Source organism: Allocatelliglobosispora scoriae, from assembly GCF_014204945.1.
Classification (GTDB): Bacteria; Actinomycetota; Actinomycetes; order Mycobacteriales; family Micromonosporaceae; genus Allocatelliglobosispora; species Allocatelliglobosispora scoriae.
Map to the genome: position 1 here is coordinate 315,152 of NZ_JACHMN010000002.1, position 12,704 is coordinate 327,855.

Genomic DNA, 12,704 nt, shown 5'->3' on the forward strand with positions numbered 1-12,704 from the left:
TGGGGTTTCCTCGGTAGGGGTGGGCCGGCCAGGCCCCCGTCGCCTGGCCGGTGGGGCGGGACGGGTCAGCTGACGGTGATGCGGTCGATGTCGGGCGCCCAGCCGCTCGCGTTGGCGACGGTGATCGTGTTGGTCCCGGCCCCGAGGGTCAGGGTCACGGTGGTGGTGCCGACGGTGTTCCAGTCGGCGGTCGCCGCGAAGTTCACCGTCTGCCCGTTGATCACCGCGGTCCGTGCCACGGCGGACAGGTAGTGGATGGTGATCGTCCGGGCGCCGCCGGTGCCTCCGGCGACGTTGTTGAAGGCGAGGGTCGCGCCGTTGCCGACGTAGCCGACCTTCGACCCGCCCGAGCAGGAAGCGCACGAGGCGACGAGCGCGCCGCCGGTGAGCGTGTTGCCCGAGGCCTCGGCCTCGTAACCGACGGGCGAGCCGCCGCCCGCCGAGGTGGTCACGGTGAGCGAGCCGCTCGCCGCCGACCGGTTCCCGGCCGCGTCCCGAGCCTTGACGGTGTACGTGTACGCCGTGGACGCGCTCAGACCGGTGTCGGTGAACGTGGTGCCGGTCGGGCTGCCGACCAGCGTCGAACCCCGGAACACCTCATAGCCGGTGACACCGACGTTGTCCGTCGAGCCGCCCCACGACAGGGAGATCGACGACGATGTCTTGCCCGGCGAGGTCAAGCCCGTCGGCGTCGTCGGCGCGGTGGTGTCACCGGTCGTGCCGCCGCTGACGGTGATGCGGTCGATGTCCGGTGCCCAGTCGCCGGGGTTGGCGATGGTGATCGTGTTGTTCCCCGCCGCGAGGGTCAGGGTGACGGTGGTGGTGCCGACGGTGTTCCAGTCGGCGGTCGCCGCGAAGCTCACCGTCTGCCCGTTGACGATCGCGGTCCGCGCCACCGCCGACAGGTAGTGGATCGTCACGGTGCGCGCGCCGCCCGTACCCCCGGCGATGTTGGTGAAGGCGAGGGTCGCGCCGTTGCCGACGTAGCCGACCTTCGACCCACCTGAGCAGGAAGCGCACGCGGCGACGACCGCGCCGCCGGTGAGCGTGTTGCCCGAGGCCTCGGCCTCGTAACCGACCGGCGAACCGCCGCCCGCCGAGGTGGTCACGGTGAGCGAGCCGCTCGCCGCCGACCGGTTCCCGGCCGCGTCCCGAGCCTTCACCGTGTACGTGTACGCCGTCGAAGCACTCAGACCGGTGTCGGTGAACGTGGTGCCCGCCGGGCTGCCGACCAGCGTCGAACCCCGGAACACCTCATAGCCGGTGACACCGACGTTGTCCGTCGAAGCGCCCCACGACAGCGAGACCGACGACGAGGTCTGACCGGTCGAGGTGAGGCCGGTCGGCGTCGACGGCGCGGTGGTGTCGGCGCTGCCGGTGCCGACGGTCATGGCGCCGAGGCCGAGCCAGCCGTCGGCGTTCTGGGTGGCGTTGGCGAAGCGGAGCTTCTTCGCGGCGGCGCTGACGGTCTCCAGGGGGTTCTTGACCCGCAGCACCCACTGGTAGCCGCCCTGGGCGAGGCCGGTGAGGTCGACGCTGTGCTGGAAATACTGCCGGTAGCCGAAGTCGCGGTAGCTGGGGTCGGTGCCGACGTTCCAGTCGGGGAAGTTGCGGATCGTCAGCGGCTTGACGGTGCGCAGGTCCCAGGCGGTGTCCCAGGTCCGCACGACGGTGCCGGAGCCGTTCTTCAGCCCCAGGCTGACGGTCCACGGGTAGTAGAACGGGGCCACGCCGCTGTTGCTGACCTGCACGCCGACGTTCGTCGTGCCGGTGGCGGAGTCCTTGAACCAGGCGTTGTCGACGGTGAGGTTGTAGCCCATGAGCCGCGTCGCGGCCGCGACGTTCGCGTCGGTCGGCGAGTAGGCGGCACTCCCCTCGTTGATCATCCAGGTGGCGTGTTCGAGCTCGATGCAGGCCTTGAGGTTGTCGACGGTGCCGGAGCCGTTCGGCCAGGACTGGAAGGCGAAGGTCTGGATCTCGGGCCGCAGCTCGCCGCCCATGGAGCTGCCGATCCACTTGTTCTCGGTGCCGGTGTTGAGGTTGCGCTGCAGCTGGGCGTAGGAGGCGCCGCCCAACGACGCGGGCAGGGTCACGCCCTGCAACGGCGAGCCCTCGCGGAAGCAGAACGAGTCGTCGTGGTAGCCGATGTCGCGGGTGTTCGCCGCTCCCCCGCCCGCCTCCGGGTAGCGCAGCTCGATCTTGGTGGTGTTGAACGCGGCGTCGAAGGCGGCGATGAGCTGCGCGCCGTTGGCGTCGGTGGGCATGTAGTTGGGCAGCCCGTCGGCGGTGTCGGTGTCGTAGGGCCAGGTGTGCCACTCGCCCCACAGCCCGACCAGACCGAGGTGGATGAACCCCAGGCGGGGGTCGCCGTCGTAGCGGGCGCCGAACGCGGCGATGAAGTTCTTCAGCGCGGTGATCAGGAACGGGCTGTCGTAGTCGGGGTGCGTGACGTTCCAGGTGGCGTCGGCGCGGGTGGCGACGTTGCCGGTGAAGCACGGCGGGATGGCGTTGGCCGGGTGGCTGCCGGTGCCGCCGGGGTAGGTCATGTAGATCCGGATCGCGGCCTGGTTGCCGTAGCCGGCGGTCTCTGCCAGCATGCTGTCGACGATCGACCAGTTGTAGCTCGCGCAGTTCGAGGCGCTGGTCATGATCTCGGACAGGCCGAAGTATCCCCAGGTCAGCGCGTGCGGGTAGCCGTTGTTCTGGTCACCGCCGGGCGAGTAGAACCGGGCCCAGCCCTTCAGCGGGTTGTCCACCGGCCCCGCGGCCGCGGTCAGCGGATGGGCCTGCAGCGCCGGGTCGGGGGTCGCGGGTGCGGCCGGTCGGGTGGGCGGGCCGGCCGCGGCGGCCTGGGCGCCGGCCGGGGCGACGAAGGTCAGTGCGGCGCCGAGGACGACGGCGCCGACTGCGGCCAGGACGGATCTGGCGCGTGAACGTGCTTTCATGGCTGTTCTCCGTGGGAGTGGGGCGAAAGTGCGGGTGGTTCGGGTGGACGTGCCGGTCGGGCGAACGGCTGTGTCGGGAAGATCGGTCTCGTATCGATGCTGGTAGGAGCTCTGGCGCGACAGATCATGGCTGGTCGACCTCCTTGGTGTTTCAACTGCAATACGAAGAGGTGTTGACAAAATTTCGAAGGACTACATCATTATTCGAGAGCGGGGCGGCTGGCAAGAGCCAACCCGAACACCGGATCAGAGGCGAGGATGAAGTCGACAAAACAGCGTGACGACCGTCGCGCGGCATGGTGGTTCCTGCTGCCGGTGCTGGTGGGGTTCGCCGTCTTCTACGGCTACCCGGCAGCTCGCGGCATCTGGTACTCGGTCACCGACTACACCATGCTCAACACGCCCTCCTATGTGGGGACGGAGAACTACGCCAAGCTCTTCAGCGACGAGCAGTTCTGGAATTCGCTGCTGGTCACGGGCTGGTACGTGGTCCTCAACATCGGATCGCAGACCGCGCTGGCCCTGGGCATCGCCACCCTCATGCACCGCCTGACCCGCTCGGTGGTGCTGCGGGCGACGCTGCTGCTGCCATGGCTGGTCCCCAACGTCACCATCGGCCTGCTGTGGATGTGGCTGCTCGACACCAACCTCGGGTTCGTCAACAACCTGCTCAACACCCTCGGCTTCAACCCCATCGGCTTCTTCACCGACGCGACCTGGGCGATGCCCTCCATCGCCGGGATCAACACCTGGGCCTACACCGGCTACACCGCACTGCTGCTCTACGCCGGGATGCTGCAGATCCCCCAGTACCTCTACGAGGGTGCGGCGATCGACGGCGCCGGCGAGTGGCTGATGTTCCGGCGCATCACCCTGCCGCTGCTCCGCCCGGTCCTGGCGCTGGTGCTGGTGGTCTCCATGATCGGGTCGTTCCAGATCTTCGACACCATCGCGGTCACCACGCGGGGCGGGCCGGTCGCGGCCACCCGGGTCATCTACTACTACATCTATCAGCAAGCGTTCACGTACTTCCACATGGGGTACGCCGCCGCCGCGGCGATCTGCCTCGCGCTGATCCTCGGCGTGCTCACCGCCGTACAGATGCGCCTGCTGCGCGCATCGCGCTCGGACCTGATGTGAAGGGGTCGACAGTTATGACACGCAGGACTTTCAACCCCGGCCGAGCGCTGGCGTGGGTCGCGATGATCGTGGTGCTCGTGGTGACGGTCTTCCCGTTCTGGTGGATGATCCGCACCGCGCTCACCCCCGCCGCCGACATCTACACCGACAACACCGGGCTGCTGCCGGACCACCCGACCCTGGTCAACTTCGCCAGGATCCTCGGCCTGACCAGCGAGGCGGAGGCCCGCGCCGCAGGCGGCTCCGGCGCGCGGCTCGACTTCGCCCGCTACCTGCTCAACTCGGTCATCTACTGCGGCCTGATCGCCGCGGTGCAGACCCTGTTCTGCGCCATGGCCGGGTACGCCTTCGCCCGGCTGCGCTTCCCCGGTCGCGACCTGGTGTTCGGCATCGTGATCGCGGCGCTGATGGTGCCGCCGATCTTCACCCTGCTGCCGAACTTCATCCTGGTCAAAGACCTCGGCCTGATGAACACGATGGCCGGCATGGTCGCACCCACGATCCTGATGACGCCCTTCGCGGTCTTCTTCCTCCGCCAGTTCTTCCTGTCGCTCCCCCGCGACGTGGAGGAGGCAGCCATCCTCGACGGCAACGGCCCGTGGGGCATCTTCTGGCGCATCGCGCTGCCGATGAGCCGGGGCCCGCTGATCACGATCGGGCTCACCACGACGGTCTGGGCCTGGAAGGACTTCCTCTGGCCGCTGCTCGTCGGCCGCAACGAGGAGAACCGGCTCGTCACCGTCGCCCTCGGCGTGTTCCTGCAGCAGTCGCCGAACACCCAACCCGACTGGACGGGGCTGATGGCCGCCTCGACGCTGTCCGTCCTGCCCGTCCTGGTGCTGCTCGTTCTCATGGGCAAGCGCCTGGTCCAGTCCCTCAACTTCACCGGAAGCAAGTAACACCCACCCCCCTGAGAAGAAGGAATACACGATGAATCGCAGATCACGGGTCGGAGCGGCACTGCTGACCCTGGCCGTGGCGACCGGTCTCGGCGCATGCAGCCAGGCCGAGGACGACGCCGACGCGGCCGTCACCCTGAACTACTGGCTCTGGGACGACAACCAGAAGGCGTCCTACCAGCAGTGCGCCGACGCGTTCCACACCGCCAACCCCAACATCACCGTGCAGATCAGCCAGGCGGCGTGGGGTCAGTACTGGCAGAACCTCACCACCCAGCTCGCCTCCGGCGACGCCCCGGACGTGTGGACCAACCAGGGCTCCTACTACCCGCAGTTCGTCAGCGCCGGCCAGATCCTCGACATCCAGCCCTACGTCACCGCAGACGGCGTCGACCTGTCCCAGTACCAGGGCGGCCTCGCCGACCTGTTCACCAAGGACGGCAAGCGCTTCGGCCTGCCGAAGGACTGGGACACGATGGCGATCGTCTACAACACCGAGCTGCTCAAGGCGCAGGGCATCGACCCGGCCGGCCTGCAGAACCTGACCTGGAACCCGACCGACGGCGGCACCTTCGAGCAGGCGATCGCCAAGGCGACCGTCGACGCCAACGGCCACAACGGCCTGGACCCGGCCTTCGACAAGACCAAGGTCAAGACCTACGGCTACCTGGCGGAGTGGGCCGACGGCTCGCAGGGCCAGAACGGCTGGGGCAACCTCGCCGCCAGCAACGGCTTCACCTACCTCGACAAGAACCCGTGGGGCACCCAGTACAAGTACGACGACCCCAAGCTCGCCGCGACGATCGACTGGTTCAAGTCCCTCATCGCCAAGGGCTACAGCCCCGCCCTGGACAAGGCCTCCACGCTCAGCCGTGACGCACTCATGACCGCCGGCAAGGGCGCCATGACGTTCGCCGGCTCCTGGATGATCAACACGTACCTCGCCGCCGACGCGAAGGTGAAGTTCGCCCTCGCGCCGCTGCCGACCGGGCCGCAGGGCCGCAAGTCGGCCATCAACGGCCTGTCCGACGCGATCTGGGCCGGGACCAAGCACAAGGACCAGGCCTGGAAGTGGGTCAAGTTCCTCGGCTCCGCCGACTGCCAGAACATCGTCGGCGGCAACGGCGTCGTCTTCCCGGCCATCAAGTCGGCCACGAACAAGGCGCTCGACGCGCACAAGGCCAAGGGCCGCGACGTGCAGCCGTTCATCGATGAGGCGACGGCTCCCGGCGGCACGTTCTTCGTGCCGGTCACCGAGCACGGCAACGAGGTCAGCCAGATCGTCCAGGACGCCATCCAGTCCTCGGTGCTCGGCCAGACCGACTCGGCCACCGCGCTGAAGAAGGCCAACGACCAGGTCAACGCCCTGTTCAAGTAGCCGTCACGATCCGGTGCGGCGGTCCGCTCCCGCAGCCCGCCGCACCCCCGCACTCAGAGACTCCGCAACTCATCCGCCAAGGAGAACCATGGCACTGCTCATCGAGCTGGCCGGACACACCTTCGCCCTCGAACACGACGGCCCCGGCAGCCCGCAAGCAGCCGACGGGGGCCTGGTACTTCCGCCGGGACGCGTCGCCCTGCTGCACGGACTGGGCGACGCCCTGTTCTACCGGCACGGCCACAACTCCTGGAGCCCCTGCGGCTGGCGCCGGCTCAGCGAACCCCCGCTGCGCATCGCCAACCCGCAGCGGCGCCTCACCGCCGACGACACCGTGTGGGACGACCCCGCCCGTCACCACTCCTCCGCCGTCGCCGCCCTCGACACCGGCGACGGCAACATCCTGCTGCTGGGCGCACTCGGCCTGGGCAGCGCGCGGCTCGCCGCCGACCGCGACACCCTCTCCGGCTGGTACGAGCACGGCGCCCACCCGTGGTTCGCCGCCTTCGGCCCCGAGGACGAGGTGTTCGCCGCGTACGCCCGGCACCTCGCCGACCGCCTGGGCAGCCGCAGCCGCCGGGCCGGAAACGTCTGGTGCTCCTGGTACGCCTACTACGAAGCCATCACCGAGCAGCAGCTCGTCAAGGACATCGACGACCTGCGCGGCCTGCCCTTCGACGTGGTGCAGGTCGACGACGGCTGGCAGCGGCTCGTCGGCGACTGGCAGCCCAACCAGAAGTTCCCGTCCGGGATGCAGGCGCTCGCCGACCGGATCACCGACGCCGGGATGACGCCGGGGCTGTGGCTGGCCCCGTTCATCGCGCTGCCGGATTCCCAGCTCGTCCGGGAGCGTCCCGAGGTGCTGCTGCGCGACGCCGCCGGGGAGCCCGTCATCGCCGGGAACAACTGGGGCACCGGCTATCACGCCCTGGACCTGTCCCGCCCGGCCACCCGCGACTACCTCGCCGAGCTGACCCACCGGGTGGTGCACGAGTGGGGCTTCAAGTACCTCAAGCTCGACTTCATCAACGCCGGTGCCGCGCCGGGGGTACGCGCCGACGACGCCGAGCGGGAGCAGTCCTACCGCGACGGCCTGGCGCTGATCCGCGAGGTCGCCGGTGACGACGTCTACCTGCTGGGCAGCGGCGCCATCCTGCTGCCGTCGCTGGGGATCCTCGACGGGCTGCGCAGCGGCCCCGACGTGGCACCCATGTGGCAGAACTACGCCAGCGACGACCCGTCCGACGCCATGGCCCGCAACGCGGTCGTCAACACGCTGCACCGGCTGTGGCAGCAGCCGCTCACCGAGGTCGACCCGGACGTCATCTACTTCCGCAGCCGCCTCAACCTCCTCACCGACCAGCAGCTCGCCTGGCTGCGCGACCTGGCCGACATCTGCCGGTTCCGGGCGGTCTCGGATCCGCCGAGCTGGCTGTCGGCGACCGAGCTCGACGACATGACCACCTACCTCGCGGCGCAGCCGGAGATCGGTCGGGTGGGCCGCTACGAGTACACCGTCGGCGGGCGCACCGCCGACTTCACCGCGGCGATCACTCCGGCGGCGCAGGCCTACCCCATCTCCTGACCTGCTTCGCCCCGGCCGACCGGGCCCGGTTGTGCTCGCGGCACGACCGGGCCTGACCCGTCATCCGGGCCGGACCGGACAACGACCGGGCAGGGCGGGTCAACCGTGAGTGGGCTTGCGATTACTGGACGATTTTGTAAAGATCAAAGCGTATTACGCAGGGCTTTCTGCGTGCAAACAGGGGGCAGAGCGTGACAGAGCTGGCAACAACCGGAGCGGACCTTCCGCGGCTGCGCGAGCTCAACTCACTGAGCATCGTGCGCGCGCTGCGGGACCAGCCGCCGTCCACCGTGACGGAGCTGTCCCAGCGCACCGGGCTGTCCCGGCCCGCCGTCGACGTCATCGCACAGGGACTGGTGACCGACGGCTGGGCGACCGTGATCGAGCCCGGCGCCAGCAGCGCCGTCGGGCGCCCGGCCCGCCGGTACCAGTTCCGGGCCGGTGCGGGCCACGTCCTCGGCGTCGATGTCGGCGTGCACAAGATCCTCGCGCTGCTGGCCGACCTCGACGGCAACATCGTCCACTCGGTGCGGCAGGCCGTCCCCGCCGATGCCGGACCCGTCGAGCGGCTCGCCGCCCTCGACGAGGTCATCGACGCCTGCGTCACCGAGGCACGCAAGGACCCCGCCGACATCTGGGCCGTCACGCTCGCCGTCACCGGCGCCGTCGACGCGACCGGGCGGACGAGCTTCTTCACGCCGCTTCCCGGCTGGAAGAGCGTCAACCTCGCCGCGCACCTGGGCAAACGGTTCTCCTGCCCGATCCTGGTGGAGAACGACTGCAAGCTGGCAGCCCTCGCCGAGCAGTGGAAGGGTGCCGCCAGCGACGCCGACGACATCGTCTACCTGCTCGCCGGTATGCGTACCGGCGCGGGGTTGATCATCGACGGTGTCCTGCGGCGCGGCTTCGGCGGCGCGGCGGGCGAGATCGGCGCGCTGAAGCACGTCCGCTGGCTCAACGCCCCCGAGCACCTCCAGAACTGCCCCGGCGTGCCCGCGACCGTCGAGCCCGACGACGCCGCCGCCTGGGTCTTCAACGCCGCACGGCAGGGCGACAAGGCCGCTCGCGCCGCGGTCAACCGGTATGTCAAGGACCTCGCCGTCGGCGCCGCAGCGCTCGTGCTCACCCTCGACCCCCAGGTGGTCGTGTTCGGCGGCGGCTTCTCCCGCTCGGCCGACCTCGTCCTCGGCCCGCTGCGCAACGAGCTGCAGCGCCTGTGCCTGCGCATGCCCGAGGTCCGCGCCTCCACCCTCGGCGCGGACTCCGTCGCGCTCGGCGCGCTGAAGCTGTCCCTCAAGGAGGTGGACAACCTGCTCTTCAGCGCGGGGCTGTCCGCTCCGGTCGCGCCTCGCCGCCAATGACGGCTGCTTGCTCACTCCCCGATCTGGATGCCGAGCGCCCCGGCCAGGGTGTGTGACAGCGCCACGAGATCGTGACCGCTCACGGTCGCGCCGCGCAGCCGCTCGACGCTGCCGATCCCGGCGAGCTCGCACCGGGTGAACCGGGCACCCGCCGCGTCGGCCTGCGCGAACTGCGCCGCCGTCAGGTCGCAGCCGGTGAAGTGCGCGCCCCGCAGGTCGGCGTTGGTGAAGTCGGCCCGGGTCAGGTTGCAGTCGATGAAGGCGACGTCCTTGAAGCTGCTGAACCGGAAGGTCGCGAGGTCCACCCGGCACTCCCGCACCGTCACGTCCCGCCAGTTGCCGTCGACCCAGGTCAGGCCCGTCAGCCGCACCGATTGCAGCTCCACCCGCAGCATCGACGACTTCGTCGTGCGCAGGTTGGCCCAGTCGGAGTTCTCGACCCGGCAGTCCATGAACGCCGACTGCTCCAGGACGACGCCCGAGAGCGTGGCCCGGCTGAACTTGCACTGCTCGAACTCGATCGACTCCCCGGACTGGCCGGTCAGGTCCATCTCCATGAAGCCGAGCCGCCGGAAGGTCGACTCGTCCTCCAGGTCGTGGTCCGGCGAGCCGGCCGCCTCCAGCGCCGAGGGCGGCCGAGGCTTCGCGGGGGTACGCGGACCGATGGTGGTCCCGCCTGCACGACTACTCACCCGCCCCACCCTAAACCTGCCGTCACCTGCCGTCGCTCGCCGGTGCCGCAGCCCAAGATCGCCGCAACTCTTCAAGAGTTGGTCCTGAAACCGTTAGGACCAACTCTTGAAGAGTTGCGGCGATCTTGGGGATGAGCTGCGGCTACTGCTTGATGCGGGCGTTCGTCGGGTCGTAGAGGGGGCGCAGTGACGCGACCGCCGGGTAGTCCGTCCCCGCGATCTCCACCGTCCACGAACCCGCGTCGATCCAGGCCTGGTCGAGCGGCTCCCCCGCGTCGACCATCGCCAGTCCGACCGATCCACCCAGCGTGAACCCGTAGGACGCCGCCCGCAGATAGCCCACCGCCACCCCGTCGCGCCGCACCACCTCCGCGTGGAACATCAGCGGCTTCGGGTCGGTGACGAGGATCTGCAGTAGCCGCTTCGTGAGCGGCCCGCGTGCCTTCTGCGCCACCACCGCGTCGCGCCCGATGAACCCGCCCGGCTTGTCGAGCGCGACCGCGAACCCGAGCCCCGCGTCGAGCACCGAGTCGGTGTTGTCGATGTCGTGGCCGTAGTCGCGGTACCCCTTCTCCAGGCGCAGGCTGCCCAACGCCTTCAGACCCGCGTGCTTCAGGCCCACCGCGCGACCGGCCTCGACGATCCGGTCATAGACGTGCACCGCCTGCTCCGCGGGGATGTAGAGCTCGTAGCCCAGCTCACCCAGGTAGGTGATCCGGATGCAGAGCACCCGCGCGAAGCCGAGATCGATCTCCCGCGCCGCCCGGAACGGGAAGGCCTCGTGGGACATGTCGACGCTCGTCACCGCCGCGAGCAGCTCCCGCGACCGGGGTCCCTGGATGTTGAGCTGCGCATACCCGGAGGTCACGTCGGTCACGAACGCGTGCGAGTCCCCGAACTGCCGCCGCATCCGCGTCTCGGCGTGCCGGTGCGCGGTGTCGGAGGCGACGACCCAGAACCGGTCGTCGTCGAGCTTGGTCACCGTCAGGTCGGCCTCGATCGTGCCGCCCTCGTTGAGCCACTGGGTATAAGTGATCATCCCCGGCTCGCCGTCGACCCGGTTGGCCGAGAGCAGCTCCAGCTCACGTCCCGCGTCTCGGCCCTGGACCAGGAACTTCGACATGAACGACATGTCCATCGCGATGACGCCCTCGCGCGCCGCGCGGTGCTCGGCCTCCCAGTGGCCGAACCAGTTCTGCCGGTCCCACGACAGCTCCTCGACGCGCGGCTCGACGCCCTCGGGGGCGTACCAGTCGGGACTCTCCCAACCGCTGACATCCTTGAAGTAGGCGCGCTGCCCGGCGAGGCGGTGGTGCAGGGGCGACAGCTTCGCGCCGCGCGCGCTCTGCATCGACCGTCCCGGATAGTGGCACGCATAAACCATGCCCAAGGACTCGACGGTACGCGTGGCGCGGTACTCCGGATTGCGCTGGTAGCTGTGCAGCCGGTCGATGTTGATGCCCGTCACGTCGACATCCGGGCGGCCGTCGACGATCCACTGCGCCACCGCCCGGCCCATGCCGCCGCCGGTGAGGATGCCGATGGAGTTGAGCCCGGCCGCGACGAAGTAGTTGCGCAGCTCTGGTGCCTCCCCGACGATCGGGGCGAGGTCGGGGGTGAAGCTCTCCGGTCCGCAGAAGAATTTGCGCACCCCGCGATCGAAGGAGATCGGCACCCGGGCCATCGCCTTCTCCAGGTAGGGGCCCATCCGGTCCCAGTCGGGCGGCAGCTCGCCGAAGGAGAAGTCGGCCGGGATCCCGTCGACCTTCCAGGGTGCGCAGACCGCCTCGAAGAGGCCGATCATCAGCCCGGACCCCTCCTCGCGGTAATAGCCGTAGGAGGACGGATCCTCCAGCACCGGCAGCTCCGCGCTGACACCCTCGATCGGCTCGGTGATCAGGTAGTAGTGCTCGGCCGCCTGCAACGGGATGTTGACCCCGGCGACTTCCCCGAACTGACGGGCCCACATCCCGGCGCAGTTGACGACGTATTCCGCCTCGATGTCGCCGTACGGTGTGCGTACCCCCGTGACTGTGCCCCGATGGGTGAGGACGCCGGTGGCCGCGACCCCCTCGATGATCTTCACGCCCCGCATGCGGGCGCCCTTCGCCAGCGACATCGTCACGTCGACGGGGTTGACCCGGCCGTCGTCGGCGACGTAGAAGCCGGCCAGCACGTCATCGACCTCGGCGAGCGGGAAGAGCTCCTGCACCTCGCGGGGGGAGATTTCCTGCACGTCGACGCCGCAGAGCCGGTTGAAGGCGGAGACCCGGCGGTACTCCTCCAGACGGCCCGGGTCGGTCGCGACCTCGATGAACCCGCACTGCCGCAGCCCGGTCGCGAGGCCCGTCTCGGCCTCCAGCGACGCGTAGAGGTCCCGGCTGTATTTGCGCATCTCGGTGGAGGTCTCCGAGAGCGAGCCGAAGGTGACCATGAGCCCGGCGGCATGCCAGGTGGTGCCCGAGGTCAGCCGGTCGCGCTCCAGCACCACCACGTCCTGCCAGCCCAGCTTCGCCAGGTGATAGGCGACCGAGGTGCCGATGATGCCACCGCCGACCACGACGACGCGGGCCCGGGAGGGCAGCGGACTGGTGGGTGCGCTCATGGCGATCTCCTCGTCGAGTACGACACGTGTCCAGGCACGATACGCTGATTCTCGGCTCAGCCGATCCTCAGCCTTCTTCTAGATTCACCGACTATCTTC

Annotated in this window: 8 protein-coding genes; 5 read left to right on the plus strand and 3 right to left on the minus strand. The window is 69.3% G+C overall.

The genetic code is table 11. The features are described 5' to 3' along the window. Positions 1-65: 65 nt before the first annotated feature. The gene (locus tag F4553_RS41745; RefSeq protein WP_281394995.1) at positions 66-2,945 is read right to left on the minus strand and encodes a fibronectin type III domain-containing protein; all 2,880 of its coding nucleotides are present in this window, start codon (positions 2,943-2,945) and stop codon (positions 66-68) included. A 258-nt stretch (positions 2,946-3,203) separates the two neighbouring features. On the opposite strand from F4553_RS41745, the gene F4553_RS07405 reads away from it, so the two are divergent. From F4553_RS07405 to F4553_RS07425, 5 genes are all read left to right on the plus strand, one after another. Beyond that, the gene (locus F4553_RS07405; protein ID WP_184833835.1) at positions 3,204-4,085 is read left to right on the plus strand and encodes a carbohydrate ABC transporter permease; all 882 of its coding nucleotides are present in this window, start codon (positions 3,204-3,206) and stop codon (positions 4,083-4,085) included. 14 nt (positions 4,086-4,099) lie between these two features. Beyond that, positions 4,100-4,984: a carbohydrate ABC transporter permease gene (locus F4553_RS07410; protein ID WP_184833837.1), complete on the plus strand. Its 885-nt coding sequence runs from the start codon at positions 4,100-4,102 to the stop codon at positions 4,982-4,984. A 31-nt stretch (positions 4,985-5,015) separates the two neighbouring features. Then, entirely contained in the window at positions 5,016-6,362 is a 1,347-nt protein-coding gene (locus F4553_RS07415; RefSeq protein WP_184833839.1) for an ABC transporter substrate-binding protein, read from the plus strand. 88 nt (positions 6,363-6,450) lie between these two features. Beyond that, positions 6,451-7,947 carry a glycoside hydrolase family 36 protein gene (locus tag F4553_RS07420; protein ID WP_184833840.1) on the plus strand — a complete coding sequence of 499 codons (1,497 nt, stop codon included), beginning with the start codon at positions 6,451-6,453 and terminating at the stop codon, positions 7,945-7,947. 191 nt (positions 7,948-8,138) lie between these two features. After that, positions 8,139-9,308 carry an ROK family transcriptional regulator gene (locus F4553_RS07425; protein ID WP_312875128.1) on the plus strand — a complete coding sequence of 390 codons (1,170 nt, stop codon included), beginning with the start codon at positions 8,139-8,141 and terminating at the stop codon, positions 9,306-9,308. Positions 9,309-9,319: 11 nt separating this feature from the next. On the opposite strand, the gene F4553_RS07430 is transcribed toward F4553_RS07425, so the two are convergent. Together F4553_RS07430 and F4553_RS07435 are read right to left on the minus strand one after the other, a co-directional pair. Then, positions 9,320-10,000, minus strand: coding sequence for a pentapeptide repeat-containing protein (locus F4553_RS07430; protein ID WP_184833842.1), 681 nt, complete (start codon positions 9,998-10,000; stop codon positions 9,320-9,322). A 142-nt stretch (positions 10,001-10,142) separates the two neighbouring features. Next, entirely contained in the window at positions 10,143-12,605 is a 2,463-nt protein-coding gene (locus F4553_RS07435) for a GcvT family protein (RefSeq protein WP_184833844.1), read from the minus strand. Between the last annotated feature and the right edge of the window lie 99 nt (positions 12,606-12,704).

Bases quoted from the DNA above. Each gene is read 5' to 3' on its own strand.
- F4553_RS41745 (WP_281394995.1), bottom strand. From the start codon at position 2,945: ATGAAAGCACGTTCACGCGCCAGATCCGTCCTGGCCGCAGTCGGCGCC.
- F4553_RS07405 (WP_184833835.1), top strand. From the start codon at position 3,204: ATGAAGTCGACAAAACAGCGTGACGACCGTCGCGCGGCATGGTGGTTC.
- F4553_RS07410 (WP_184833837.1), top strand. From the start codon at position 4,100: ATGACACGCAGGACTTTCAACCCCGGCCGAGCGCTGGCGTGGGTCGCG.
- F4553_RS07415 (WP_184833839.1), top strand. From the start codon at position 5,016: ATGAATCGCAGATCACGGGTCGGAGCGGCACTGCTGACCCTGGCCGTG.
- F4553_RS07420 (WP_184833840.1), top strand. From the start codon at position 6,451: ATGGCACTGCTCATCGAGCTGGCCGGACACACCTTCGCCCTCGAACAC.
- F4553_RS07435 (WP_184833844.1), bottom strand. From the start codon at position 12,605: ATGAGCGCACCCACCAGTCCGCTGCCCTCCCGGGCCCGCGTCGTCGTG.